General features: G+C 72.6%; 23 protein-coding genes. 11 read left to right on the forward strand and 12 right to left on the reverse strand.

The features are described from left to right. Window positions 1-312: 312 nt before the first annotated feature. The 4 genes from AOQ37_RS21300 to AOQ37_RS21315 form a co-directional block, all read right to left on the reverse strand. On the reverse strand, window positions 313-2,691 hold the full coding sequence (locus AOQ37_RS21300) for an MFS transporter (RefSeq protein WP_062646192.1): 2,379 nt from the start codon (window positions 2,689-2,691) through the stop codon (window positions 313-315). Between the two features lie 185 nt (window positions 2,692-2,876). Continuing rightward, window positions 2,877-4,829 (reverse strand): molecular chaperone HtpG, encoded by a 1,953-nt coding sequence (gene htpG, locus AOQ37_RS21305; protein WP_062646193.1) that lies wholly within the window; start codon window positions 4,827-4,829, stop codon window positions 2,877-2,879. 234 nt (window positions 4,830-5,063) lie between these two features. Then, window positions 5,064-5,636, reverse strand: a complete 573-nt coding sequence (locus tag AOQ37_RS21310) for a hypothetical protein (RefSeq protein ID WP_234436972.1) — start codon at window positions 5,634-5,636, stop codon at window positions 5,064-5,066. 128 nt (window positions 5,637-5,764) lie between these two features. Further along, the gene (locus tag AOQ37_RS21315; RefSeq protein ID WP_062646194.1) at window positions 5,765-6,541 is read right to left on the reverse strand and encodes a class I SAM-dependent methyltransferase; all 777 of its coding nucleotides are present in this window, start codon (window positions 6,539-6,541) and stop codon (window positions 5,765-5,767) included. 258 nt (window positions 6,542-6,799) lie between these two features. Here AOQ37_RS21315 and AOQ37_RS21320 point away from each other — a divergent pair, with 258 nt between their 5' ends. From AOQ37_RS21320 to AOQ37_RS21335, 4 genes are all read left to right on the forward strand, one after another. Continuing rightward, a complete protein-coding gene (locus tag AOQ37_RS21320; protein ID WP_062646195.1) occupies window positions 6,800-8,116 on the forward strand; it encodes a sensor histidine kinase in 1,317 nt (438 codons plus the stop codon). After that, a complete protein-coding gene (locus AOQ37_RS21325; protein ID WP_107085261.1) occupies window positions 8,113-8,760 on the forward strand; it encodes a response regulator in 648 nt (215 codons plus the stop codon). The genes AOQ37_RS21320 and AOQ37_RS21325 overlap by 4 nt, the downstream gene beginning before the upstream one ends. A gap of 121 nt (window positions 8,761-8,881) precedes the next feature. Next, window positions 8,882-10,156, forward strand: coding sequence for an MFS transporter (locus AOQ37_RS21330; RefSeq protein WP_062646196.1), 1,275 nt, complete (start codon window positions 8,882-8,884; stop codon window positions 10,154-10,156). Window positions 10,157-10,239: 83 nt separating this feature from the next. Further along, entirely contained in the window at window positions 10,240-10,986 is a 747-nt protein-coding gene (locus tag AOQ37_RS21335; RefSeq protein WP_062646197.1) for a maleylpyruvate isomerase family mycothiol-dependent enzyme, read from the forward strand. A 176-nt stretch (window positions 10,987-11,162) separates the two neighbouring features. On the opposite strand, the gene AOQ37_RS21340 is transcribed toward AOQ37_RS21335, so the two are convergent. Then, complete coding sequence (locus AOQ37_RS21340; RefSeq protein ID WP_062646198.1) at window positions 11,163-11,591, reverse strand: MarR family winged helix-turn-helix transcriptional regulator; 429 nt, start codon at window positions 11,589-11,591, stop codon at window positions 11,163-11,165. Between the two features lie 86 nt (window positions 11,592-11,677). Here AOQ37_RS21340 and AOQ37_RS21345 point away from each other — a divergent pair, with 86 nt between their 5' ends. Both AOQ37_RS21345 and AOQ37_RS21350 read left to right on the forward strand, forming a co-directional pair. Next, window positions 11,678-13,192, forward strand: coding sequence for an MFS transporter (locus AOQ37_RS21345; protein ID WP_062646199.1), 1,515 nt, complete (start codon window positions 11,678-11,680; stop codon window positions 13,190-13,192). A 74-nt stretch (window positions 13,193-13,266) separates the two neighbouring features. Continuing rightward, entirely contained in the window at window positions 13,267-13,551 is a 285-nt protein-coding gene (locus AOQ37_RS21350) for a DUF6332 family protein (protein WP_062646200.1), read from the forward strand. Here AOQ37_RS21350 and AOQ37_RS21355 read toward each other — a convergent pair. Next, window positions 13,512-14,177: a response regulator gene (locus tag AOQ37_RS21355; protein WP_062646560.1), complete on the reverse strand. Its 666-nt coding sequence runs from the start codon at window positions 14,175-14,177 to the stop codon at window positions 13,512-13,514. The two genes, AOQ37_RS21350 and AOQ37_RS21355, sit on opposite strands and share 40 nt — an antisense overlap. A 14-nt stretch (window positions 14,178-14,191) precedes the next feature. Further along, window positions 14,192-15,475, reverse strand: a complete 1,284-nt coding sequence (locus tag AOQ37_RS21360) for a sensor histidine kinase (protein WP_078890319.1) — start codon at window positions 15,473-15,475, stop codon at window positions 14,192-14,194. On the opposite strand from AOQ37_RS21360, the gene AOQ37_RS40495 reads away from it, so the two are divergent. Continuing rightward, on the forward strand, window positions 15,474-15,620 hold the full coding sequence (locus tag AOQ37_RS40495) for a hypothetical protein (RefSeq protein WP_159401364.1): 147 nt from the start codon (window positions 15,474-15,476) through the stop codon (window positions 15,618-15,620). The genes AOQ37_RS21360 and AOQ37_RS40495 overlap by 2 nt on opposite strands. Before the next feature lie 116 nt (window positions 15,621-15,736). On the opposite strand, the gene AOQ37_RS21365 is transcribed toward AOQ37_RS40495, so the two are convergent. Beyond that, the gene (locus tag AOQ37_RS21365; protein ID WP_062646202.1) at window positions 15,737-16,432 is read right to left on the reverse strand and encodes a TetR/AcrR family transcriptional regulator; all 696 of its coding nucleotides are present in this window, start codon (window positions 16,430-16,432) and stop codon (window positions 15,737-15,739) included. A gap of 234 nt (window positions 16,433-16,666) precedes the next feature. On the opposite strand from AOQ37_RS21365, the gene AOQ37_RS21370 reads away from it, so the two are divergent. After that, window positions 16,667-17,122, forward strand: a complete 456-nt coding sequence (locus AOQ37_RS21370) for a nitroreductase family deazaflavin-dependent oxidoreductase (RefSeq protein ID WP_062646203.1) — start codon at window positions 16,667-16,669, stop codon at window positions 17,120-17,122. Window positions 17,123-17,158: 36 nt separating this feature from the next. Here the strand turns inward: AOQ37_RS21370 and AOQ37_RS21375 are convergent, their stop codons facing one another. Then, complete coding sequence (locus tag AOQ37_RS21375) at window positions 17,159-18,430, reverse strand: geranylgeranyl reductase family protein (RefSeq protein ID WP_062646204.1); 1,272 nt, start codon at window positions 18,428-18,430, stop codon at window positions 17,159-17,161. A gap of 193 nt (window positions 18,431-18,623) precedes the next feature. Here AOQ37_RS21375 and AOQ37_RS21380 point away from each other — a divergent pair, with 193 nt between their 5' ends. Continuing rightward, window positions 18,624-19,979 (forward strand): dipeptidase, encoded by a 1,356-nt coding sequence (locus AOQ37_RS21380; RefSeq protein ID WP_062646205.1) that lies wholly within the window; start codon window positions 18,624-18,626, stop codon window positions 19,977-19,979. A 137-nt stretch (window positions 19,980-20,116) separates the two neighbouring features. Here AOQ37_RS21380 and AOQ37_RS21385 read toward each other — a convergent pair whose 3' ends face one another. The 3 genes from AOQ37_RS21385 to AOQ37_RS21395 all read right to left on the reverse strand — a co-directional run bounded on the left by AOQ37_RS21385 (window position 20,117) and on the right by AOQ37_RS21395 (window position 22,991). Next, the gene (locus AOQ37_RS21385) at window positions 20,117-21,163 is read right to left on the reverse strand and encodes an NUDIX hydrolase (protein WP_062646206.1); all 1,047 of its coding nucleotides are present in this window, start codon (window positions 21,161-21,163) and stop codon (window positions 20,117-20,119) included. 245 nt (window positions 21,164-21,408) lie between these two features. Further along, complete coding sequence (locus AOQ37_RS21390; protein WP_062646207.1) at window positions 21,409-21,603, reverse strand: hypothetical protein; 195 nt, start codon at window positions 21,601-21,603, stop codon at window positions 21,409-21,411. A gap of 434 nt (window positions 21,604-22,037) precedes the next feature. Beyond that, window positions 22,038-22,991: an ROK family protein gene (locus tag AOQ37_RS21395; RefSeq protein WP_062646208.1), complete on the reverse strand. Its 954-nt coding sequence runs from the start codon at window positions 22,989-22,991 to the stop codon at window positions 22,038-22,040. A 233-nt stretch (window positions 22,992-23,224) separates the two neighbouring features. Here AOQ37_RS21395 and AOQ37_RS21400 point away from each other — a divergent pair, with 233 nt between their 5' ends. Together AOQ37_RS21400 and AOQ37_RS21405 are read left to right on the forward strand one after the other, a co-directional pair. Continuing rightward, window positions 23,225-24,262 (forward strand): LacI family DNA-binding transcriptional regulator, encoded by a 1,038-nt coding sequence (locus tag AOQ37_RS21400; RefSeq protein ID WP_062646561.1) that lies wholly within the window; start codon window positions 23,225-23,227, stop codon window positions 24,260-24,262. Between the two features lie 7 nt (window positions 24,263-24,269). Next, window positions 24,270-25,007 (forward strand): hypothetical protein, encoded by a 738-nt coding sequence (locus AOQ37_RS21405; protein WP_062646209.1) that lies wholly within the window; start codon window positions 24,270-24,272, stop codon window positions 25,005-25,007. Window positions 25,008-25,040 lie beyond the last annotated feature (33 nt).

The following is a 25,040-nucleotide window of genomic DNA, read 5'->3' on the forward strand; positions in this document are numbered from 1 at the left end:
GTCGTGAGGTGGTGGCCGCCGCCTCCAGCGAGCAGGGGCGGCGGGGGTTCGGCCGGGGCCGCGCGGCCGCCACGGTGGACGCCCTGGTCGCAGGCTCGGCCGCCGACACGGCGACGGTGGCGCGCTGCGAGGAGGCCGGCATCAGGGTCCTCCTCGTCCGGGCCGCGGGCAGCACTCGCGACCGTCGCACGGGGTCGCGCCCACCTTCCACCGCCGCCCGCCGCCAGCCGCCCGCCGGAGCCCGGCGTGTCGCGGTCGGCCGGAGCCAGGCGGCCGGGCGGCCGTCACGCGTTCGCGGCCCGGGCGGCAGAACTAGTCGCCGACGTGGGCGAGTTCGATGTCGTGGTCGTCCACGTCACCGCCGCCGAGGCTGACGCCGGTCGCGCGGGGCGGGTAGCCGGTCGCGATGACCGTGTACTGGCCGCCGTCCAGGTCGGAGAAGGCGTACGCGCCGTCGGTGCCGGTCGTGGCGGTCGCCACGACGTTTCCGGCGGCGTCCACCAGGGTCACCCGCGCGTCCGCCAGCGGAGCGCCCCCGCCGCGTATGGTGCCCCGCACCAGCGCGCCGGGCCGCAGCTCGACATCGACCCGGGTGACACCGCTGACGCCGATCTCGACCGGCAGTGCCAGCGGCCGGTGCTTGGGCGAGCTGACCGCGAGGGTCACCGGGCCCGGCACCAGTTCGGCGACCGAGAACGCGCCGGTACCGTCGGTCCGAGCGGTGGCCAGCACATCGCCGCGCACGTCGGTGAGGATGACCACCGCCCCCGCGACCGGCGACCCGTCGTCCACGGACCGCACCGTGCCGACGAGCCCGCTGGTGCCGCTGAGCAGCACGTCGTACGTCACCGGTGTCGCTGCCACCACCACGGTCGTCGCCTGTGGCTGGTGCCCGTCGGCGGAGGCGATGAGCACATAGGTGCCCTCCCCCGGCGCCTCGACCGCGTAGGAGCCGTCCGTCCCGGCGACCGCGCGGCCCAACTGCCGCCCGCCCAGCGAGATCAGGGTGACCGCCGCGCCGCCCACCGGCACGCCCTCCGCGCCCCGCACGTGCCCGCGCACCGGACGCCCGCCTCCGGCCGGTCCGGAGTCCGCCAGCCCGGGGACGACCGCGACGAGTTCCGCGACCGCGCGGGCCAGCGGCACGGCGACCGCCGCACCCACGACCCGCTCGTCCGGTACGGCGGCGGGCGGTGGAGCGGCGAGCGATACGGCGGGCGCGGGCGCCGGGTCGGCAGGGGCGGGTCCCGCGGCCGACGCGGCCGTATCGGCCGTCCGCCGCCCCGGGATGAACGCGGCGACGACGAACGCCAGGAGGGCCGCTCCGGAGCCGACGGCCATGACCACCTTGAAGCCGTTCTCCGAGGGCAGCGCGGTGCCGTCGAAGGTGGTGGTCAGCCGGGCCAGGAGCACACCGGCGACCGCGCCGGCGGTGGAGGTGCCGATGGACCGCATCAGCGTGTTGAGGCTGTTCGCGGCGGCCGTCTCGGAAGGATCCACGGCGCCCATGATGAGCGCGGGCATGGCCCCGTAGGCGAAGCCGATACCGGCGCCGATGACACAGGAGACCAGGACGAGCTGCCACACCGCGTCCATCAGCACGATGTTGAGGCCGTACCCGGCGGCGACGACGACGGCGCCGAGCATCAGGGTCACCTTCGGACCGCGCGCCTTGGACAGCAGCGCGGAGAGCGGCGCGGTGGCCATCATCACCAGGCCCGTGGGGGCCATCACGAGGCCGGCGACCAGCAGTGACCTGCCGAGGCCGTAGCCCGTCGCCTCGGGCAGCCGGAGCAGCTGCGGGAGCACCAGGGACATGGCGAACATGGAGAAACCGAAGGCCGTCGAGGCGAGGTCGGTCATCAGTACCTGGCGGCGGGCGGTGGTCCGCAGGTCCACCAGGGGTTCCCCGACGCGCAGTTCGAACACGCCCCACAGCAGCAGGACGACGACCGCGGCGGCGAAGAGCCCGAGGGTGGTGCCGCTCCCCCAGCCCCAGTCGGCGCCCTTGGAGGTCGCGAGCAGCAGACACACCAGCCCGGCCGCCATGCCGAGGGCGCCGACCAGGTCGAAGCGTCCGCCGGTGCGCACCGGGGACTCGGGCACGAAGACCGGGACGAGCACGGCGGCGACCGCACCGAGGGCGGCCGACGTCCAGAACAGCGCGTGCCAGTCGAGGTGGTCCGCGATGAGCGCGGCGGCGGGCAGTCCGAGGGCGCCGCCGATGCCGAGGGAGGCACTCATGAGCGCGGTGGCCGAGCCGAGCCGCTCGGCGGGCAGTTCGTCCCGCATGATGCTGATGCCGAGCGGGATGACACCGGAGGCGAGGCCCTGGAGAGCCCGGCCGACGATCATCGGGACGAGCCCGTCGCTGAGGGCGGCCGTGACCGATCCCGCGATCAGCAGGAGCAGGCTGACCAGCAGCATGCGGCGCTTGCCGTGCATGTCGCCGAGCCTGCCCATGACGGGGGTGGCGACGGCGGCCGCGAGCAGGGTGGCGGTGACCGCCCAGGCCGTGTCGGAGGCCGGGGCGTCCAGGAGTTCCGGCAGCTCCGGGACGATCGGGATCACCAGGGTCTGCATCAGCGAGACCACGATCCCGCCGAAGGCCAGCACCACCACGACGAGGCCGGCCCGCGGCGCGGCGGACCCCTCCCCCGGCTCCGCTGAACTGGATTGCGCAGGGGACATGGCCGAGCCTCCGTGGGGCGATGCGGTTCCGCACGACTGCGCAGCATCGTAAGCCCACTTGATTGACTCAAGCAACTAGCATTTTCGGTGTGCGGCACGTGAAGAAACCGGGCAGAGGACTCTGCCCGGCCTCCTCGCGGCACGCTCTACCGCGCGCTCCAGCCGCACGCTCTACGGCGCGAGTCCTACAGCGCGCGCTCCAGCTGGTCGGCCACCAGCTTCACGAACCGTCCGGGCTCCTTCGGCCGACCGCCCTCGGCGAGGACCGCGAGTCCGTGCAGCAGTTCGGCGGTGTCGGCCAGCCCCGTACGGTCCTCCCGCTCGTTGTAGGCCTGGTTCAGACCCTTCACGAGCGCGTGATCGGGGTTGAGTTCGAGGATCCGCAGGGCGCGCGGCACCTCCTGCCCCATCGCCCGGTACATGTTCTCCAGCGCCGGAGTGAGGTCGTGCGCGTCGGAGACGATGCAGGCCGGGGACACGGTGAGCCGGGACGACAGGCGTACCTCCTTGACGTCCTCCCCCAGTTGCTCCTTCATCCAGCCGAGCAGACCGGCGTACTCCTCGCCCTGCTTCTCGCGCTCGCCGTCGGCCTTCTCGTCGTCCTCCCCGCCGAGGTCGACCTCGCCCTTGGCGACGGACCGCAGCGGCTTGCCCTCGAACTCGCCCACCGCGTCGACCCACACCTCGTCGACCGGGTCGGTGAGCAGAAGGACCTCGATGCCCTTCGCCCGGAACGCCTCCATGTGCGGGGAGTTCTCGATGCTCTGCCGGGACTCGCCGGTCAGGTAGTAGACGGCGTCCTGACCGTCCTTCATCCGCTCCAGGTAGCTCTTCAGCGTGGTCGGTTCGTCCGCGCTGTGCGTGGACGCGAACGACGAGACGGCGAGGAGGGTGTCCCGGTTGTCGGAGTCGGTCAGCAGGCCTTCCTTCAGGACGGCGCCGAACTCCCGCCAGAAGGTGGCGTAGCGGTCGGGGGCCGCGGTCATCATGTCCTTGACCGTGGCGACGACCTTCTTGGTGAGCCGGCGCTGCATCATCCGGATGTGCCGGTCCTGCTGGAGGATCTCGCGGGAGACGTTCAGCGAGAGGTCCGCCGCGTCGACGACGCCCTTGACGAAGCGCAGGTAGGACGGCAGCAGTTCCTCGCAGTCGTCCATGATGAAGACGCGCTTCACGTACAGCTGCACACCGCGCTGGTAGTTCTGGTTGTACAGGTCGTGCGGGGCGTGCGAGGGGAGGAACAGCAGCGCCTGGTACTCGAAGGTGCCCTCCGCCTGGAGCCGGACCGTCTCCAGCGGTTCGCGCCAGTCGTGGCTGATGTGCTTGTACAGCTCGTGGTACTCGTCGTCGGACACCTCGTCGCGCGAGCGCGCCCACAGGGCCTTCATCGAGTTCAGCGTCTCGGGCTCGGACGCGGTGCCGGCTTCCCCGTCGCTGTCGGTGGACTCGCCGGTGGCGCCGTCCTCGGTGGTGTCGCCGTCGGCCGCCTTCGGGACCAGCCTGATGGGCCAGGTGATGAAGTCCGAGTACCGCTTGACGATCGCCTTGATCGTCCGCTCCGCGGTGTAGTCGTGCAGCTGGTCGTCGGCGTCGGCCGGCTTCAGGTGCAGCGTGACCGTGGTGCCCTGCGGCGCGTCGTCCACCCTCGCCAGCGTGTAGGTGCCTTCCCCGCGTGACGACCAGCGGGTGCCATGGCTCTCGCCGGCCCGCCGGGTCAGCAGCGTCATCTCGTCGGCCACCATGAAGCCGGAGTAGAAACCGACGCCGAACTGCCCGATGAGCCCTTCGGCCCCGGCCTCCTCCTGGGCCTCGCGCAGCTCCTGCGCGAACTTCGCCGTGCCCGAGTTGGCGATCGTGCCGATGAGCCGGCCGACCTCGTCGTACGACATCCCGATGCCGTTGTCCCGCACGGTCAGGGTGCGGTCGGCCGCGTCGATCTCGATCTCGATGTGCGGGTCGGAGACGTCCACGTCGAGCGTGTCGTCCCGCAGGGCGGCGAGACGCAGTTTGTCCAGCGCGTCGGAGGCGTTGGAGACGAGCTCGCGGAGAAAGACGTCCTTGTTCGAGTAGACCGAATGGATCATCAGCTGCAAGAGCTGACGGGCCTCTACCTGGAACTCAAACGTTTCGGTGGACATGATGGGCGTGTACCTCACAGGTTCCGGTGTCTCCTGGACTGGCGAGAGCCACTGTAAAACACCAAGTCAGCCCGCGACGCTCGCTGTTCGTGATCGGCCGGATGCGGAGATCGACGCGGGGATCGGCGACGGGGATCGGCCGCAGGGATGGGCACGCCGATCAACGCGGCGATCGGCCCGGCGACCAGCCCCGTCGTCAGCACGACCGTCGGCACGGCGGCGTCGCCACGGCCGTCAGCGCGGGATGTCCTCGACTTCCGCGAAGCCGTCCGCGCCCCACCGGAGCCGGGTCAGCCGCTCGGTGGAGGGGCGGGTGAAGACGAGATCGCCCGAGCCTCCCTCGGGAGCGACCTCCGTCCAGCCGTCGAAGCTCGTGGTGAGTTTCGTGTCCCAGCGGGTGAGGTCCCCCGTGCCGACGGCGGCGAGCGACTCCATGGGCGGTTCGCCGTCGTAGCAGTAGTCACCCCAGTCCGCGATGACCGCGACCGTCCTGTCGAACACCTCGAGCGTGAGGCTCTCGCACCGGTCGGTCGCGGTCGCGTACACCAGGCGCGGCGCGCTCCACACGCCCTTGTCCGCGCCCCGGTGCCGCTCCACCAGCCCGCGCCCCTCGACGTACGCCATCCCCACCCGTCGGCCGTCGGGCAGCCCGACCTCCTGGTCGAACCGGGGGGCCGGGGCGGCCGACGAAGCCGGTGCGGCCGCCGACGCGCCGCGGTCCCCCGGTCCGCCGCAGGCCACCGCGACCCCCGCCATCGACAACGCGCCCGCCAGGGCCCACAGCCGCCGCTCTCCGTGCCTCCGCATGCCCTTGTGTTCCCCCGCGTTCTCGCCTGTGACCCGTCCGTGATCCCGTTCCGTGATTTCCTCCGTCGTCTCCTCTGTGCTCCCCTTGTTCCCCTCGCCCGGATCGCGGCAGGCCGGGTCAGGTCCGGTCACGCGCCGTGGGTGACGCGGATCTTGGACTGGCCGTGCGGGAGCTTCTCCCAGTCGTCCATGAAGTCGGCCCGCAGACCGTGCTTGTGGGCCAGGGCCACGAGGGTGTCGGTGCGGTAGTAGAAGTCCTCGCGCAGCACGTGGTGTTCCTCGCCCTCGGTGCGGTCGAAGGTGAAGTCGAACCAACCACCGGGCGCGAGCACCCGGCCCACGTGGGCCAGACACTCCTCGATGACCGGGATCGGCGAGTGTGAGAAGACGCTGTGTGCGTGCACCACATCGAAATGGGCGTCGGGCAGGAACCGCAGCGTCAGATCACGCACCGGCGTCAGCGCGGGCAGCCGCTGCTGGAGTCCCATCTCCACGATCGTGTCCTGTGCGGCCACGAGGATGTCGGGTGAGATGTCGACCCCGTAGTAGTGGCCGGGTTCCAGGTGCCGGATGAACCGCCAGCCGCCCCGCAGGTTGCCGCAGCCGATCTCCAGCATGCGGTGCTCCGGGCGCAGACCGTGCCCGAGCAGGTAGTCGAACTGCATGGCGCCGAGGGCGAGCCACCGTTCGCGGTTGCGGCTGCCGACCGCCGCGTCCGGATCGACGCGGGTGTCGGAGCGCATCACCGCGCGGTAGTACGAGACGTGATCCTGGTGCCGGCGGCTCAGCCACAGGTCCCGGGCGGTGCGGGCGACATGGCGGGGCACACGGTCCGGGTGGCGGAGGGCGTACCCGATGCGGTGACCGAGGGCCGCGCGGTTGACGGTGAGCTTCTTGGCGGGCATGAGGTGACCGGCCTTTCCGAGCGAGGTTCTCGAGATGCGTGACGCCCGCGGGGATCCCGGCGATCGCATCGCGTGTTCCCGGCGATCGCGAGGTTCCCGAACGGCGTCTCCCGCACGCTGCGGGATCCGGTTCCAGCCTCGGGGTGCTCGGGCGTGAGCGCCTCGTCCGACCGTCTCGGTCCATCGGCCGGTTCGGGTGATCCGGATGTCAGCCGATCGGTTGATGCGTCCGGGCGTCCGTCGCGTTAGACACGGAGGATGAGACACACCGATCCGGACGAGCGCTGGCTGGGCACCGTCGTCCACCTCGCGTTCCTCGTGCTGCTCGGCTCGTCCTTCGTCCGCTTCCTGAGCCGCGACCGGGGCGGAACGCACACCGGATGGGTCGTGGCGCTGTACGCGGCCTTCTGCCTGCTCTACGTCCTCGGGCGGTTCCTGGCGCCGGCGCCGCGGCCCGGTTCCGCGCCGACCCCGCGACATTTGGCGTGGCTCGGCTCGGCTTCGGCCGTCTGGGTGATTCTCCTGGCGCTCGCGCCGAGCGCGACCTGGTGTGCCATGCCGCTGCTGTTCGCCGGCCTGCACGCGTTGCCGCCCCGGATCGCGGTGCCGCTCGCGGCCGTGCTCACCGCGCTGGTCGTGGTCTCGGAGGTGCGTGTGGCGGACGGCGCGATCAATCCGAACATGGTCGTGGCCCCGCCGGCCGTCGCCGCGGTGGCCACGGCCGTGCTGGTCCATCTGCACCGGCAGGGGGCCCGGCAGCGCGTACTGATCGACGATCTGGTGCGCACCCGGCGCGATCTCGCGGCCTCCGAGCGCCAGGCGGGTGTCCTCGCGGAGCGTCAGCGGCTGTCCACGGAGATCCACGACACCCTCGCACAGGGCCTGTCCAGCCAGCGGATGCTGCTGCACGCGGCCGAGCGCGTCTGGGAGACGGATCGGGCCGCCGCGCGCGAGCACGTGCGCGAGGCCGCCGAGATCTCCTCCCGGGGCCTGGCCGAGGCCCGCCGTTTCGTGCACGACCTGGCTCCGGCCGACCTCGCCGCGCACTCGCTGCCCGAGGCGCTCACCGTGCTCGCCGCACGGGAGAGCGGGCCCGGCCTGGCGGTGGAGTTCCGGCTCGACGGCGACCCTGGTCCGCTGCCCGAACGGGTCGAAGCGGCGCTCCTGCGCATCGCCCAGGGTGCGCTGGCCAACGTCCGCGAACACGCCGCGGCGACCCGTGGTGTGCTGACGCTGACCTGCCTGGACGACCTCGTCTCCCTGGACGTCGCCGACAACGGGCGCGGATTCACGGCGGAGCGGGGGCGGCCACTGCCGGAGCGGCGACCGGGGCCCGGACCAGGGCCGGGCCCGGAAGCGGACCCTGAACCGGAAGCGGAAGCGGAAGCATGCGGATCGACCCCGCCGGAACGGGACCGCACCCGCGGTCATGGGCTGCCCGCCATGCGGATCCGGGCCCGGCAGGCCGGCGGCACGCTCAGCGTCGAGTCCACCCCGGGCGAGGGCACCGTCGTCACCGTCGCCGTACCCCTGGTCCCGTTCGTCGCCGCCCCTCTCAAGGAGCCCGTGTCGTGAGCACGTCCGTGTCCCCGCCGCCCGTCCGGCTGCTGCTGTGCGACGACCACGCCGTCGTCCGGGCCGGCCTGCGCGCCCTGCTGGCCAGCGCCGACGGCATCGACGTGGTGGGCGAGGCGGGCACCGGCGAGGAGGCGCTCGCCCTGGCCGCCCGGCTCTCTCCCGACGTGGTACTGATGGATCTTCAGCTCGACGGCGGGATGGACGGCGTGACGGCCACGCGGCGGCTGACCGGCGGACCCGAGGCCGGCCCCCGGGTCCTGGTCCTCACGATGTTCGACACCGACGCCGACATCACCCGCGCCATCGAGGCGGGCGCCACCGGCTACCTGCTCAAAGCGGAACGGCCGGACGAACTCTTCGCGGCGATCCGCACCGCGGCGGCCGGCCGCACCGCGCTGTCCGCTCCCGTCGCCGACCGCCTGCTGACCAGGCTGCGCAGCCCACGCCCCACCCTGTCCGCCCGAGAGCACGAGATCCTCGCGCAACTGGCCCGCGGTCTGGGCAACCGGGAGATCGCCCGGGCACTGTTCATCAGCGAAGCGACGGTCAAGACCCATCTCGGGCGGATCTACGGCAAGCTGGGGGTGGAGACACGCTCGGGCGCGGTGGCGGCCGCCAAGGAGGGACGACTGCTGCCGTGACGACGCGGTACGAGGGCGCCGGGAGCGCGGACGGAGACCCCACGACGGCCTTGTTCAGCTCTGGACGACCGCCTAGCCTGATTTTGTGCCGCAAATAAACAAAACCCGAACACAGGATGCGGTGCCGGGTCAGGCCGATGACCTCACCCGGCTCCGTATCGCCCTGACCACGTTCTTCGCCCTCGACGGCTTCATCTTCGCCGGATGGGTCGTCCGGATCCCGGCCATCAAGGAACAGACCGGCGCCTCCCCCAGCACCCTCGGTCTCGCCCTCCTCGGCGTCTCCGCGGGCGCGGTGATCACGATGATGTTCACCGGGCGGCTGTGCAATCGCTACGGCAGCCACCCGGTCACCGTGGTCTGCGCGGTCCTGCTCTCCCTCAGCGTCACCCTGCCCCCGCTCACCCACTCCGCCGCCGCCCTCGGCGCCGTGCTGCTGTTGTTCGGCGCGGCGTACGGCAGCATCAACGTCGCCTTCAACAGCGCCGCCGTCGATCTGGTGGCCGCTCTGCGCAGGCCGGTCATGCCCACCTTCCACGCGGCTTTCAGCCTGGGCGGCATGATCGGCGCCGGTCTCGGCGGGCTGGTCGCGGGATCCCTGTCCCCCACCCGCCACTTGCTGGGCCTCGGGATCATCGGCCTGCTCGTCACCGCGCTCACGGCACCCACCCTGCTCCGGCAGGAACCGCCGCGGCCGCCCGAGCAGGCGAGTGCCGGGACGGTGCAGGCGAGTGCCGGGGCCGGGCAAGCGGCCTCTCCCTCCGGGCCCGCCACGGCCGGTCCCGGGGACCGGGCGCCCGCGAGGACGGCTCCGCATCGGCCGACGCCCCGCACCCGCCGTCTCGTCGTCGTCTTCGGTCTGATCGCCCTGTGCACCGCCTACGGCGAAGGCGCGCTCGCCGACTGGGGCGCCCTGCACCTGCGCCAGGACCTGGGTTCTTCCGCCGGGACCGCAGCGGCCGGGTACTCGTGCTTCGCGCTCGCCATGACGATCGGCCGGCTCACCGGCACCACGCTGCTGGAACGGCTCGGCCGCACCCGTACGGTGGTGATCGGCGGCGGGGTCGCGGCGGCGGGGATGCTGCTCGGCGCGCTCGCCCCGACCCTGTGGGCGGCACTCCTCGGCTACTCGGTCGCGGGGCTCGGGCTGGCCAACCTCTTCCCGGTGGCCGTCGAACGCGCGGGCGCGCTGGCCGGCCCGAGCGGCGTCGCGACCGCCTCGACGCTCGGTTACGGCGGCATGCTCCTGGGACCGCCCGCCATCGGCTTCATGGCCGACTGGTTCTCCCTGCCCGCCGCCCTCACCAGCGTGGCCGTGCTGGCCGGAGTGGCCGCGGCGATCGGCTTCGCCACCCGCCGGGCGACGACCGACCGACTCCTGAGAGATGACACGTGACACCGCACGCCGGAGCCTCACGCTGACGGCTGACGGGCACCCCTCCCTCCCCTCGACCGCACCCCATCCGGCACACTCCCCCCATGAAGACTGCCGAGTTCATCCGCGTCCTGGACCGGGAAGGCCGGTCGCTGGCCTCCGCGGCCGCCGCGGCGGGTCCCGACGCGAAGGTGCCGACCTGCCCGGGCTGGCAGGTCAGGGACCTGCTGCGGCACACGGGAACGGTGCACCGCTGGGCGACGGGGTTCGTGGTCGAGAACAACCCTTCGTTCCGCCCGTTCGGCGAACCGCCGGAGCTCGACGGCGACCCGCTGCTGGACTGGTTCCGCGCGGGCCACCTGCGACTCGTCGACACCCTGTCCGGCGCCCCGGCCGACCTGGAGTGCTGGCACTTCCTGCCCGCACCGTCAGCGCTGGCGTTCTGGGCCAGACGGCAGGCGCACGAGACGGCCGTGCACCGCGTGGACGCGGAATCGGCCCGCGGCCGTACTCCCGAGGAGACCGCCCGCGAGTTCGCCGCCGATTTCGCGGCGGACGGCATCGACGAGTTGCTGCGCGGGTTCCACGCGCGCGCCAAGAGCCGGGTGCGCACCGAGGAGCCCCGGGTCCTGCGGGTGCGGGCGACGGACACGGCCGACGCCGTGTGGACCGTACGTCTGTCGCCGGAGCCGCCCGTGACCGTGCGGAACGCGGAGGGCGACGCCGACTGCGAGGTGTCCGGCCCCGCGGCCCTGCTCTATCTGTCGTTGTGGAACCGGTTGCCGCTCCCGAGCGTCAGCGGGGACGCCGCACTGGCGACACTGTGGCGGGAGACGTCCGCGGTGGGCTGACGACACGTCATGGTCCGACAACCCACTTGGGCCCAGCAACCCGTCCGCAATCTGATGGGCTGTCACGTTCCGCTGACAAGCACGGACTTGATGAGCCGTCACGACTCATTATACCGACAGGCACTGACGGCCCGTCACGACTCGGCGGGCCCGAGACATGCCGACGACCTCCCCGGTCAGTCGGCCAGCATCCGGGTCAACACCGCGCGCTGCACCGGCCGTACGTCGCCGTGCAGCGCGCGCCCCTTCCCGGTGAGCGCGACCCGGACGCCTCGGCGGTCATCCGCGCACATGCCGCGTTCGACCAGGCCGTCCTTCTCCAGACGGGCGACCAACCGGGACAGCGCGCTCTGGCTGAGATGGACCCGCTCGGCGATCTCCTGGACGCGATAACTGCACGAGCCGTCCGGCGCCGCCGACTCCGCGAGGACGTCGAGAACCTCGAAGTCGCTGCCGCACAGGCCATGCCGGTGCAGCGCCCGGTCGAGTTCGCACTGGGTCCGCGCATGCAGCGCCAGCATGTCCCGCCACTGTTCCACGAGTGCCTCTTCGGCCTCGGCCTCGACCTCGGCCTCGGCTCCCGCCTCGCCCTTCTTCGCCGCCATGGGGCGCACCGTAGCAGAGAGCGGCAATTATTGCATCGGAATTAAATGCACTTGCATTCGATGCATACGCATGTACTGTCTGCGTCATGACCTCTCCGCTCCCCTCCCCCGCGTCCCCTCTCGCCGAGGGCCGCTGGACCTCGCGGCTGTGGGGCACCCTGCTGGTGCTGTGCGCCGCGATGTTCCTGGACGCGCTGGACGTGTCGATGGTCGGCGTCGCCCTGCCGTCCATCGGCTCCGACCTCGGCCTGTCCACCTCGACCCTGCAATGGATCGTCAGCGGCTACATCCTTGGCTACGGCGGCCTGCTCCTGCTCGGCGGCCGCGCGGCCGACCTGCTCGGCCGGCGCCAGGTCTTCCTGATCGCCCTCGGTGTCTTCGCGCTGGCCTCACTGCTCGGCGGGCTGGTGGACTCGGGTCCGCTGCTGATCGCGAGCCGGTTCATCAAGGGCCTGAGCGCCGCCTTCACCGCCCCGGCCGGCCTGTCCATCATCACCACGACGTTCCCGGAGGGCCCGCTGCGCAACCGGGCGCTCTCCATCTACACCACCTGCGCCGCCACCGGCTTCTCGATGGGACTCGTTCTCTCCGGCCTGCTCACCGAGGCCAGTTGGCGCCTCACCATGCTGCTGCCCGCGCCGATCGCCCTGCTCGCGCTGGCGGCCGGTCTGAAGCTGCTGCCGCGCAGCGAACGCGAGAAGGACCACAACGGCTACGACGTCCCCGGCGCCGTCCTCGGCACCGCGTCGATGCTGCTGCTGGTCTTCACGGTGGTCCAGGCCCCGGAGTCCGGCTGGACCTCCGCGCGCACCCTGCTGTCGTTCCTCGCCGTGGCCGCCCTGCTGACCGTCTTCGTCCTCGTCGAGCGCCGTTCGGCCGGCCCGCTGATCCGGCTCGGCGTGCTGCGTTCCGGCAGCCAGATCCGGGCCCAGCTCGGCGCGATGGCCTTCTTCGGCTCGTACGTCGGCTTCCAGTTCCTGGCCACCCTCTACATGCAGACCCTGCTCGGCTGGTCGGCGCTGCACACCGCACTCGCCTTCCTGCCCGCCGGCGCGCTGGTCGCGGTGTCCTCGACCAAGATGGGCTCGATCGTCGACCGCTTCGGCACGCCGCGGCTGATCGCGGCGGGCTTCGCCTTCATGGTCGCCGGGTACGCGCTGTTCCTGCGCGTCGATCTCGACCCGGTGTACGCGGCGGTGATCCTGCCCAGCATGCTGCTGATCGGCGCGGCCTGCGCGCTGGTCTTCCCCTCGCTCAACATCCAGGCCACCAACGGGGTGGCGGACCACGAGCAGGGCATGGTCTCCGGACTGCTCAACACCTCGGTGCAGGTGGGCGGCGCGATCTTCCTCGCGGTGGTGACGGCGGTGATCACCGCGGGCGCCCCGGCCGACCCCACCCCGCAGGCCGTCCTCGACAGCTACCGGCCCGGGCTGACGGTGGTGACGGCGATCGCCGCCGTGGGCCTGCTCATCACCCTCCCCGGACTGCGCACCCGGCGCGCCCGGGGCTCGGTCCTCGTCGCCAAGTCCCCCGCCCCGCAGACGTCGTCGGCAGCGGACGCGGCGGCGGACGCGGAGCCCGTGGGAGCCCGCGACTAGGGGGAGACCGTCTCCGGGTGTGCGCCCGGTGGGGCCGATTGCCTCGCCGGGCGTACACCTGTGAGACTCGCCGTATGAGCGGGTACGGGGGCCGGCGCACACAGGCCGAGCGGGATGTGATCACCGTCGAGATCGGCTACGCGCTGTGCAGTGCGGTGTTCGCGGCGGCGGTGCTCTTCGGGGCGGTCGCCGGTCCGGCGCTGCTGTTCGAACTGCCGGACCTCGCGGAGAAGTCGCTGCGGTGGGCGGGCCTGGCGCTCGCTCCCGTGGTGTTCGGGGTCCGGGTGGTCAGCGTGCTCCTGCGTACGCGCAGCGGCGCTCAGCCCAGCCAGCCCGGCCGGACCAGCCCCGACTCGTAGGCCAGGACGACCAGTTGGGCCCGGTCCCGGGCGCCCAGCTTCACCATCGTGCGACTCACATGGGTCTTGGCGGTGAGCGGGCTGACCACCAGCCTTCGGGCGATCTCCTCGTTGGACAGACCGATCCCGACCAGGGCCATCACCTCCCGTTCCCGCTCGGTGAGCCGGCTCAGCGCGTCGGCCGCCGCGGGCTCCTTGGAGCGGGCGGCGAACTCGGCGATCAGCCGACGGGTGACTCCCGGCGAGAGCAGCGCGTCCCCGGCGACCACCGCCCGTACGGCGCGCAGGAGTTCCTCCGGTTCGGTGTCCTTGACCAGGAAGCCGGAAGCGCCCGAGCGGATCGCCTCGAAGACGTACTCGTCCAGTTCGAAGGTGGTGAGCATGATGACCTTGACCTCGGAGAGCGTCTCGTCGTCGGTGACCCGGCGGGTGGCGGTCAGACCGTCGAGGAGGGGCATCCGGATGTCCATCAGGACGACGTCGGGCCGCAGTTCACGCACCGCGCGCACCGCTTCCTCCCCGTCGGCGGCCTCGGCCGCCACCTCGATGTCCGGCTGAGCGTCCAGCAGGGCCCGGAACCCCGCACGGACCAACGACTGGTCGTCGGCGAGCAGTACGCGGATCACCGCGCCGTTCTCGTTCACTGGTTCTCTCCGGCCGTCGTGGGCAGTACGGCGAGGACCCGGAAGCCGCCGTCGGACCGCGGTCCCGCCTCGATCGTGCCACCGAGGGCGGCGGCCCGCTCCCGCATCCCGGCGAGCCCGTTGCCGCTGCCACCCGCGTCGGCACCGGTCGCCGGACCGTCGTCGTCGATACACAGCCGCAGCGTTCCGCCGGCATGTTCAAGCCGCACGCGCGCGTGGCGCGAACCCGAGTGCCGTACGACGTTGGTGAGGGCCTCCTGGACGATACGGAAGGCGGCGAGATCCGTGTGCGGCGACAACCCGGGCGGGCGGCCGGCCACCTCGACCGTGAGGCCCGCGCGCGCCGCCTGTTCCACCAGCTCGGGCAGCCGGTCCAGGCCGGGTGCGGGGGCGCGCGGCGCGTCCCCCGGCGCGCGGAGGCTGGCCAGCACCTGGCGTACCTCGCCCAGCGCTTCCTTGCTGGCGGACTTGATGGTGGTCAGCGCGGTGCGCGCCTGCTCCGGGTCGGAGTCGAGGAGCGCGAGGCCCACGCCCGACTGCACGTTGATCACCGAGAGGCTGTGCGCGAGGACGTCGTGCAGTTCGCGGGCGATCCGCAGCCGCTCCTCGTCGGCCCGTCGGCGGGCGGCCTGGGCGCGCTCGGCCCGCTCACGCGCCCACTGCTCGCGCCGGATCCGCGCCAGTTCCGCGATCGCCACGATCGCCACGGCCCATCCCGCGACGACGATCTCCTGCCCGAAGGGGGCCGGATCGTCTCCCGTGGGCGGCAGCCACCGGTACAGCCAGTGCGCGACCAGCAGATGGACGGCCCACAGCAGGCCCAGAGCCGTCCAGGCGGCCCGCCGGTGCCCGGCGACGACCGCGGTGAAGCAGGCCACGGCCACGGTGAGGAAGACGGGCCCGTACGGATAACCGGCGCCCAGGTAGAGCGCGGCGGCGGACGCCGTGCCGAACGCGACGGCCACCGGGTGTCGCCGCCGCCACAGCAGCAGCGCGGAGGCGAGCACCAGCAGCACGCGCGCGAAGGTGTCGAGCGGCGCCCGCTCACCCTCCTGCGCGTGGGAGGCGAAGGTCGAGCCGACAAGGACGAAGGCCGTGATCAGCACGGTGGACGGCCAGGGCCACCGCGCCGCACCCGAACCCGGGTCCGCCCCGCCCTCCCGACGCTCCCGGGCTTCCCGGGCCTCGTGGCGGCCTGCCCGGTCGCGCAGCCGGGACGGCGGCCGGGGCGACCACCACCGTCCCGGGGCACCGGGCCCCCGCGTCCGCTCCTCTTCCATGTCCGCCACGCTAGACGCCGCCGGGCGCGCCGGACGTCCGCCGGGCGTGGTGACCGGCCGTACTCCCCTGGAAGTACGCCCCGCCCCGAGGCCCTCGACGACCCTCGCGGCCCGGCCCGCGCCGACCGCCATCGTGAACGACTGACCGACTGACCGGCTGACGGACTGACCGGCTGACCGACCGACTGACCGCATGGTCGGCGACGGGTCACGTGGTTCCGGCCGGGACGGGTATGCGCGTGCCCCGATCGGCGGCGCGCCCTAGCGGAGTCCCACCTCCTGGGCGAGGCGGGTGACCGCGAACCGGAAGAACGGTTCGCGCTCCTCCACCACCCGGTTGAACTGCCCGAACAGCTCGAACCCGACCAGCCCGAACAGCTGGGCCCAGGCCGCCACGAGCGCCGCGACGGCCCCCGGCGGAAGGTCGGGGGCGAGGTCGGCCCCGAGCCGGACCGCCTCGGGCACCAGCTCGTCCGTCAGGAGCGGCACCTCCAGCGCGTGGCCCTGGTGCGCGTCCCGCACGATGCCGATGAGGAGCAGGCCGACGCGGGCGGCGGCCGGGACGGTCGTCTGGGGCGCGCTGTAGCCGGGCACCGGCGAGCCGTAGATCAGCGCGTACTCCTGCGGATGCGCCAGCGCCCAGGCGCGCACCGCCTCACCGACCGCCACCCAGCGTTCGACGGGTGCGGCGCCGGCGTCCGTGACCCTCGCGTGCGCCGATTCGGCGGCCTCGCCGAGGGAGTCGTAGGCGTCGATGATGAGGGCGGTGAGCAGGTCGTCGCGGCTCGGGAAGTAGCGGTACAGCGCGGAGGAGACCATGCCGAGCTCACGGGCCACGGCTCGCAGCGAGAGCCTGGCCGCGCCCTCGGACGCGAGCTGTCTGCGGGCCTCCTCCTTGATGGCGGCGGTGACTTCGATCCTGGCGCGGGCGCGTGCCCCTCGAACGATGCTGCTCATACGTACCAGTGTCCCACGAAAGCAGAGCACCGCACCCAAGAGGAATCGGCGCACAAAAAAGAGAGCACTGCTCTTGCTATGGAGCAGCTGTCTGCGGCAGACTTCTCTCAAGCGAGAGCAGTGCTCACACTTTTCGCACCGCACCGCGCCGCACCGCACGATCCCGCGTCGCCCAGCACCACCCGGCATAACCCCATTCCGTCTCGTCCCGGTTCTCTTCAGGAGGCAGCAGCCATGTCCACCCACGTGCAGAAGCCCGGCTGGTTCACCGTCAACGTCTTCAACCGCGCCGTGGCCTGGCTGACCCGCCGGGGTCTGAGCGTGTGGGGATCCCGGGTGCTGGCGGTCCGCGGCCGCAAGAGCGGCGAATGGCGGAGCACCCCCGTCAACCTGCTGACCGTGGACGGCCGGCAGTACCTCGTCGCACCGCGCGGCCACGTCCAGTGGACGCACAACATGCGGGCGGCGGGCGGGGGCGAGCTGCGCCTCGGCAAGAACGTGGAGGAGTTCGCGGCGGTCGAGGTCGCCGACGACGACAAGACGCCGTTGCTGCGTGCCTATCTCAAGCGCTGGAAGGCCGAGGTCGGCGCCTTCTTCAACGGGGTGGGTCCGGACTCCCCGGACGCCGAGCTGCGCCGGATCGCGCCTGACCACCCGGTGTTCCGGATCACCGTCACGAACCGACGGTGATCCGTGCCCCTCGGGTCGGGGGGGGCAGGGGCAGGGTCAGGAGCCGCTCTCCTCGGCCACCGGCTCGGCCGTGGCCGCCTGCCGCCGGTCCACCGCGCTCAGTGCCCGCTGGGCCATCGGGTGGGAGCGGATGAGCTCCCCCAGGGTCGTCCGGCCGCGGGTGATGTCGGTGAACGCCCGCCAGGCGGGGCGGACACCGGTGAGGGCGGCGTGGAACAGTCCGGGGCGGCGCTCGAAGAGCGTGAGCAGCCGCTTGCCGACGCTCATCTCCACGCCGAGGCCGGCCTTGATGGCGAAGGCGTAGTTCAGGGCCTGCCGACGGGCGTCCACCGCGTCGTGCGCCTCGGAGATGCGCACCGCCCACTCGCCGGCGAGCCGGCCCGAGCGCAGGGCGAAGGAGATGCCCTCGCGGGTCCACGGCTCCAGCAGCCCCGCCGCGTCACCGCACACGACGACCCGGCCGCGTGACAGCGGGGAGTCGTCGGCCCGGCAGCGGGTCAGATGGCCGGAGGAGATGCTCGGCTCGAAACCGGCGAGGCCGAGCCGCCCGATGAAGTCCTCGAGGTAGCGCTTGGTCGCCGCGCCCTCGCCGCGCGCCGAGATGACACCGACCGTCAGCGTGTCGCCCTTGGGGAACACCCAGCCGTAGCTGCCGGGCATCGGACCCCAGTCGATGAGGACGCGGCCCTTCCAGTCCTCGGCGACCGTCTCCGGCACCGGGATCTCCGCCTCCAGACCGAGATCCACCTGGTCGAGCTTCACCCCGACATGAGCCCCTATGCGGCTCGCGCTGCCGTCCGCGCCGACCACCGCGCGCGCCAGGAGCGTCTCGCCGCCCTGGAGGACGACCGCGACCGTGCGCCGGTCCGGCACCGCCGAGCCGTGCTGCTCGACCCGCTGCACGGTGACGCCGGTGCGCAGCTCGGCGCCCGCCTTCTGGGCGTGCTCGACGAGCTGGTGGTCGAACTCCGGCCGGTTGATCAGCCCGAACAGCATCTGCCGGGAGCGCCGGGTGCGGGTGAAGCGCCCGTTGTTCGAGAAGGTCACCGCGTGCACCCGGTCGCGGAAGGGGAGTTCGAAGCCGGGTGGCAGCGCGTCACGGGAGGGGCCGATGATGCCGCCGCCGCACGTCTTGTAGCGGGGCAGCTCCGCCTTCTCCAGCAACAGCACCCGCCGTCCCGTGACCGCCGCCGCGTAGGCGGCCGAAGCCCCTGCGGGGCCCGCGCCCACCACGACGACGTCCCACACCTGCCGCGCGTCGTCCGCCGAAGAGTTCTCGTCGTCCGCCGGAGAGTTCTCGCTGCTCACGATGGTCTACTGCTCCTGATCAAGCCGCTTGCCGCACCTGTCCCCCGCATCCTACGGCGGAGATCGCCACGGTCCGCTGTGGGAGGATCGGCGGCGTGCGCGTCCCACATCCTGGCGGGCGCGTACGCTCGCACGGTCACCCGTACGGACCAGTACACACCAGTACAACGTCGCACCTACAAGGAGCGTGCCCATGTCGTCGAATCCGGTCGCCGAGACCGTCGCCTCGCTGCTGCCCAGGGCACGGGCGGAGCTCACCGAGCTGGTGGCCTTCAAGTCGGTGGCGGACTTCGACCACTTCCCCAAGAGCGAGAGCGAGGCCGCCGCGAACTGGATCGCGGACGCGCTGCGCGCCGAGGGCTTCCAGGACGTGGCCCTGCTCGACACCCCCGACGGCACGCAGTCGGTGTACGGATGTCTGCCGGGCCCCGCCGGTGCCCGGACGGTCCTTCTCTACGCCCACTACGACGTGCAGCCGCCGCTGGACGAGGCGGGCTGGGCCTCCCCGCCGTTCGAGCTGACGGAGCGGGACGGCCGCTGGTACGGCCGCGGCAGCGCCGACTGCAAGGGCGGCGTGATCATGCACCTGCTCGCGCTGCGCGCTCTGAAGGCGAACGGAGGCGTCCCGGTCGCCGTGAAGGTGATCGTGGAGGGCTCCGAGGAGCAGGGCACCGGCGGTCTGGAGCGGTACGCCGAAGAACACCCCGACCTGCTGGCGGCCGACACCATCGTCATCGGGGACGCGGGCAACTTCCGCAGGGGTCTGCCGACCGTCACCTCCACCCTGCGCGGTATGACCATGGTGCGGGTCCAGGTCGACACGCTCGAAGGCAATCTGCACTCCGGCCAGTTCGGCGGGGCCGCGCCGGACGCGCTGGCCGCGCTGATCCGGGTGCTGGACTCGCTGCGCGCCGAGGACGGCTCCACGACCGTCGACGGCCTCACCGACGACGCGCGCTGGGAAGGCCTCCAGTACGACGAGGCGCAGTTCCGCCAGGACGCCAAGGTCCTGGACGGTGTCGGTCTGATCGGCTCCGGCACGGTCTCCGACCGTATCTGGGCCCGCCCCGCCGTCACCGTCCTGGGCATCGACTGCCCGCCGGTCCTCGGCGCCACCCCGTCCGTGCAGGCGGGTGCCCGTGCGCTGGTCAGCCTCCGGGTGCCGCCGGGCGTGGACGCGGCCGAGGCGACGAAGCTGCTCCAGGCCCACCTGGAGGCCCACACGCCGTGGGGCGCGCGGGTGAGCACCGAACAGGTCGGTCAGGGCCAGGCGTTCAGCGCCGACACCTCCAGCCCGGCGTACGCGGCGATGGCCGACGCGATGTCGGTCGCCTACCCCGGTCAGGACATGCAGTACGCGGGTCAGGGTGGTTCCATCCCGCTGTGCAACACCCTGGCCTCGCTCTACCCGAAGGCGGAGATCCTCCTCATCGGCCTGAGCGAGCCGGAGGCGCAGATCCACGCGGTCAACGAGAGCGTGTCTCCTCAGGAGTTGGAGCGCCTGTCGGTGGCGGAAGCCCTGTTCCTGCGCAACTACGCGGCCGGCTGAGCCGCGATCGCCGTCACCGGAGGGCCTCACCCACCGGGCGGGGCCCTCTCGGCGTGTCCGGTCGGCCGACGCGGTGGACTCCCGGGAACACGGCCGGTGTCGGAGGACCCGAAGTACCCTCGCGCGCTGCCGAGCGCTCACTCGGTCGTCGGTACGCCCGCCTCCAGATACAGCGCCGCTCCGCGCTCGCGAGCTCGTAGCGCCCAGCGCAGCCGCTCGTAGCGGACCGGCGGCAGGAGACCGGCCGCCTCCTCCTCCGTGACGAAGCGCCAGGCCCGCAGCTCGGGGCCGGGCAGCAGCAGCCCCGCGACCGCGGTGGCGTCGAGGCGTCCGCCGTCGAAGAGGAGGCGCAGTCCCCCGTAGGCGGGGGGCGTCGGCCGTTCCCAGTCGACGACCAGGAGGCGGGGCAGGTCGTCGAGCCGGATCCCGGTCTCCTCCAGGACCTCGCGCACGCCCGCGCGCGCGGGCGCCTCGCCGGGCTCCACCACTCCGCCGGGGAACTCCCAGCCGGGCTTGTACGTCGGGTCGACGAGCAGTACCCGGTCGCGCTCGTCGAAGAGGAGCACCCCGGCGGCCACCGTCTCGGCGGTGGGCTCGGGCGTCTGCACGATGTCGCACACGGCCACGGCGCCGCTGCCCACGGCCTCGGCTATCCGGGCGGCCGTCTGCCGCGGGGTGAGGACTCCGTTGTCGACGGGGTGGGCGTCGGCGGTGAGCCAGGAGGCGAGGGCCACGTGGTACGGCTCGATGTGGTCGTACGACCACTGGCGGATCCGTATCTCGCCGTCGGGGAGGTCCGGGGGGACCTCGCGGGCGGCTATTCGCTCGCGCAGGATCGTTTCCCCCGGGGCGAGGAGCACATGCCGGACGGGGATCCGGCGGGCGGCGAGACCGCCGAAGATCTCGTCGCGGTACTCCTGGCGCAGCAGGGTCATGGGGACGACGAGGGTGCCGCCCAGCTCGGCGAGCAGCGCGGCCGCCGTGTCGATCACGAGCCGTCGCCAGATCGGCAGGTCCTGGAAGTCGCCGGCCTCGGCGAGACGTTTGGGCGGCAGCAGGTACGGAAGTGCTCCGCCGATGACCTCGGGGTCGAAGAGCGTGCTGTTCGGGATCAGGTCGATCAATTCCCGTGCGGTGGTGGTCTTCCCCGCACCGAACGCGCCGTTGATCCAGACGACGGTCACATGTCCCCCTCTTCTGTTGGCCCCCTGTGGCTTGCCCGCTCCACCCTGCCACGGAAACCAGTTCCCGTTGAGGGCGCACGGACGCCGTGGCGTCGGCCCCCTCGCGGTGGGGTGCCCGCGCCACGGCGTCCGTGGCCCTGGACCGGTCCGATCCGTTCCGATCCGATTCGGTCCGGTTCGGTTCGGTCAGATCCGGTCCGATGGGGTTCGGTTCGAACCGGTCCGAACCGGTCCGATCCGTTCGGTCAGTGGTCCTGCCCCAGGGCGTCCTCGTCGATGGCCAGGCTGTCGCTGGCGATGGTGTGGTCGAGCGTGCTGAGGGTGTCGCCCACGTTCAGTCCTTCGAGGTCCGCACCGCCGAGGCCGTGCGAGGGGGAGATCGCCGCGACGACGAAGCCGGTGGCGAGGGAGGCGATGGCGAGCATGCTGCGCTTCTTCATGCGGGGATCAACGCCGCCGACGGGGGCGGGGTCACGCGTCACCCGCGGGATCCACGCGCACGATCGACCGTCACGCGGCGAGAACGCCGTGGTCACCGACGGTTCGAAGGAGCTTCGCCATGCCCTGTGGTCGGCCGCGGGGCGCCCGGACGGCCTGTCCGAGGCGCTGTGGCGGACCGTGGGCAGGTGGGGCGACCGGGACACGGCCTGCGCCGTCGGGGGCCGGGGGGATGGTGTCCCGGACCGGCACGGACGGTGTCCCGGACCGGCACGGACGGTGTCCCGGACCGGCACGGACGGTGTCCCGGACCGGCACGGACGGTGTCCCCGCCCTCCGGCGGCGGTCCCGCGAGGCCGTCCCCGCCTGGAGCGGCTGGGCGGCCGGAACGTTCCTTCCGGGACAACCGCGGCCCCCGTCGCCACCGCCGTCGGTGTCAGACCCCCGCCGCCGTGGCCCCCGCGCTCGCCTCCAGGGCCGCCGCGGCCGCTCCCACCAGGCCCGCGTCCGTGCCCATCTGCGCGGGCGTCACCGTCAGGCGCTGGACGAAGGAGAGGGTGGCGTAGTCGCGGAGCGCCCGGCGCAGCGGGGCGAAGAGCACCTCGCCCGCCTTGCCGACGCCCCCGCCGATCACCGCGATGTCGATCTCGACCAGGGTCGCGGTGGCCGCGATACCTGCGGCCAGGGCCTGGGCGGCCCGTTCGAAGGAGGCCACGGCGACCGGATCGCCCGCGCGGGCGGCGGCGGCCACCGCGGCGGCGGAGGCGTCACCGTCGGGGCCGGCCGTCCAGCCCTTCTCCAGGGCCCGGCGGGCGATGTTGGGGCCGCTGGCGATGCGCTCCACACAGCCGCGCGCGCCGCACGGGCACGGGTCTCCGTCGAGTTCGACGCTGATGTGGCCGATGTGGCCGGCGTTGCCGGTGGGGCCGGGGTGCAGTCGGCCGCCCAGGACCAGACCGCCGCCCACGCCGGTCGAGACCACCATGCACAGCGCGTTGTCGTGGCCGCGGGCGGCGCCCTGCCAGTGTTCGGCCGCCGTGATGGCCACGCCGTCGCCGATGAGCTGGACCGGGAGGTTCCCCGTCGCCGCCCGGACCCGGTCGACCAGCGGGAAGTCACGCCAGCCGGGCACGTTCACCGGGCTGACCGTACCCGCCGAGGCGTCCACCGGCCCCGCGCTGCCGATGCCGACCGCCCGGACGCGCCCCCACAGCGGAGCCGCGGTCAGCTCCGCCAGCGTCTCCTCGACGGCCCGCATGACGGTGTCGCCGTGCTCCTGGGCGGGCGTGGGGCGCTGAGCGCGGGCCAGGATCGTGCCGTCGCCGTCCACCAGCGCTCCGGCGATCTTGGTGCCGCCGATGTCGAGCGCGGCCACGAGGTCGGTGTACATCAGTCTGGTTTCTCCCGGTCCACCATGAAAAGGGCTGGCCGGTCCAGCGATTGGGGGACGCGGGCCGGAAGTGCGGTGGACAGTGTCTCCCGCACTTGACAACGTTGTCCAGGCTCTATGCTCGACGCCACATCCTCATACACACCCTGGGACCCTCGCACCCCCGTGCGCAACATCTCGCGGACGGAGTGCAGGGCCGACCTCCCGTGGACGACAGGACAGGACACAGCATCGTGCCCGAGACGCAGCGCAGGCCCGAGAGCCGCTACGGCAACCGTCCCACCATGAAGGACGTCGCCGCTCGCGCCGGAGTGGGCCTCAAGACGGTCTCGCGCGTGGTGAACGGCGAGCCGGGGGTCACACCCGAGACGGAACGCCGGGTCCAGGAGGCCATCGACGCGCTCGGCTTCCGCCGCAACGACAGCGCCCGGGTGCTGCGCAAGGGCAGCACGGCCAGCATCGGCCTGGTCCTGGAGGACCTCGCCGACCCGTTCTACGGGCCGCTCAGCCGCGCGGTGGAGGAGGTGGCCCGCGCCCACGGCGCCCTGCTCATCAACGGCTCCAGCGCCGAGGACCCGGACCGGGAGCAGGAGCTGGCGCTGGCACTGTGCGCGCGCCGGGTGGACGGCCTGGTGGTGATCCCGGCAGGTGACGACCACCGGTATCTCGAGCCCGAGATCAAGGCGGGCGTCGCCACGGTGTTCGTGGACCGGCCGGCCGGACAGATCGACGCCGACTGCGTCCTGTCGGACAACTTCGGCGGCGCCCGCGAGGGCGTGACCCATCTGGTGTCGCACGGGCACCGCCGGATCGGCTTCATCGGCGACATGCCCCGCATCCACACCGCGGCCGAGCGGCTGCGCGGCTACCGGGCGGCGATGGAGGACGCCGGCATACCGGTCGAGGACGCCTGGATGTCGCTGGGCGCCACCGATCCGCTGCGGGTGCGCCGCGCGGCCGAGGAGATGCTGTCCGGTCCCGCGCCGGTCACGGCGATCTTCTCGGGCAACAACCGGGTGACGGTCACCGTGATCCGGGTGCTCGCCGAGCGGGCCCGGCCGGTCGCCCTGGTGGCCTTCGACGACCTGGAGCTCGCCGACCTGCTCCAGCCGGGGGTCACGGTGGTCGCGCAGGACGCGGCCGCGCTCGGCCGGACCGCCGCCGAGCGCCTGTTCGGGCAGCTGGACGGGACGCTGATCACCCCCGAGCGCATCGAACTGCCCACCCGGCTCGTCACCCGCGGCTCGGGCGAGCTGCCGCCGGCCGACTGAGACGGCCGTGGACGCCCCCGACGCACACCGCAGCCTTCGGGCGCTGGGCCTGGCCGACGCGCCGCGCGACCACCCGCTGAGCTATCCCGGCGCCTGGCCGGCCGGGTCCGGGCTGCTCCTGGGGGACGAGCTGCTGCCGCTGGACCGGCTGACGCATCCCGGCCGCACTCCGGTCGTAGCCGTCGGCTCCAACGCCAGTCCCGCCCAACTGCGCCACAAGATGGACGAGTTCGGGGTCACGTCGGCGGTCCCCATGGTGAAGGCGCGGGTGACGGGACTCGACATCGGCGTCTCCGCGCACGTCAGCCGCCTCGGCTATGTGTCCGCGTCCCCCGTCGCCGCCCCCGCCGTCACACGGGAGCTGTTCGTCATCTGGCTAGACCCGGAACAACTCGCCCTGATCGATGCCACGGAGCCGAACTACGACCGGGTCCTGCTGCCCGCGCCGGGCTTCCGGGTCGAGCTGGAGAACGGCGAGACCCTCCTCGACGCGTTCGCGTACGTGAACCACCATGGCGTGCTGCACGACGGTGACGGCGTCCCCCGCCGCCATCCGGGGCAGCGTGCGCTGATCACCGAACTCCTCGCACGGTCCAGGGCGTTGCGGCAGCTTTTCGGGACGACCCCGGAGGAGTTCTGCACCCGCGCGCGGGCCGACGCACGCCGCTGCGAGCAGGGCACCCGACTGTTCGCGGACGAGAAGTGGGTGACCGCGTCCGGCCTGGAGCACCTGCACGTCCGATAAAATGACCGGACGGCGTCGCGTGTCGGTCACCGA

This window comes from Streptomyces maremycinicus, assembly GCF_001184025.1.
GTDB lineage: Bacteria > Actinomycetota > Actinomycetes > Streptomycetales > Streptomycetaceae > Streptomyces > Streptomyces maremycinicus.

Coding starts and splice junctions, on each gene's coding strand:
- AOQ37_RS21340 (WP_062646198.1), bottom strand. CDS start 11,591: ATGGCGGCGAAGAAGGGCGAGGCGGGAGCCGAGGCCGAGGTCGAGGCC.
- AOQ37_RS21360 (WP_078890319.1), bottom strand. CDS start 15,475: ATGGAAGAGGAGCGGACGCGGGGGCCCGGTGCCCCGGGACGGTGGTGG.
- AOQ37_RS21370 (WP_062646203.1), top strand. CDS start 16,667: ATGTCCACCCACGTGCAGAAGCCCGGCTGGTTCACCGTCAACGTCTTC.
- AOQ37_RS21350 (WP_062646200.1), top strand. CDS start 13,267: ATGAGCGGGTACGGGGGCCGGCGCACACAGGCCGAGCGGGATGTGATC.
- htpG (WP_062646193.1), bottom strand. CDS start 4,829: ATGTCCACCGAAACGTTTGAGTTCCAGGTAGAGGCCCGTCAGCTCTTG.
- AOQ37_RS21395 (WP_062646208.1), bottom strand. CDS start 22,991: ATGTACACCGACCTCGTGGCCGCGCTCGACATCGGCGGCACCAAGATC.
- AOQ37_RS21390 (WP_062646207.1), bottom strand. CDS start 21,603: ATGAAGAAGCGCAGCATGCTCGCCATCGCCTCCCTCGCCACCGGCTTC.
- AOQ37_RS21315 (WP_062646194.1), bottom strand. CDS start 6,541: ATGCCCGCCAAGAAGCTCACCGTCAACCGCGCGGCCCTCGGTCACCGC.
- AOQ37_RS21310 (WP_234436972.1), bottom strand. CDS start 5,636: ATGCGGAGGCACGGAGAGCGGCGGCTGTGGGCCCTGGCGGGCGCGTTG.
- AOQ37_RS21335 (WP_062646197.1), top strand. CDS start 10,240: ATGAAGACTGCCGAGTTCATCCGCGTCCTGGACCGGGAAGGCCGGTCG.
- AOQ37_RS21320 (WP_062646195.1), top strand. CDS start 6,800: ATGAGACACACCGATCCGGACGAGCGCTGGCTGGGCACCGTCGTCCAC.
- AOQ37_RS40495 (WP_159401364.1), top strand. CDS start 15,474: ATGTCCGCCACGCTAGACGCCGCCGGGCGCGCCGGACGTCCGCCGGGC.
- AOQ37_RS21345 (WP_062646199.1), top strand. CDS start 11,678: ATGACCTCTCCGCTCCCCTCCCCCGCGTCCCCTCTCGCCGAGGGCCGC.
- AOQ37_RS21300 (WP_062646192.1), bottom strand. CDS start 2,691: ATGTCCCCTGCGCAATCCAGTTCAGCGGAGCCGGGGGAGGGGTCCGCC.
- AOQ37_RS21365 (WP_062646202.1), bottom strand. CDS start 16,432: ATGAGCAGCATCGTTCGAGGGGCACGCGCCCGCGCCAGGATCGAAGTC.
- AOQ37_RS21380 (WP_062646205.1), top strand. CDS start 18,624: ATGTCGTCGAATCCGGTCGCCGAGACCGTCGCCTCGCTGCTGCCCAGG.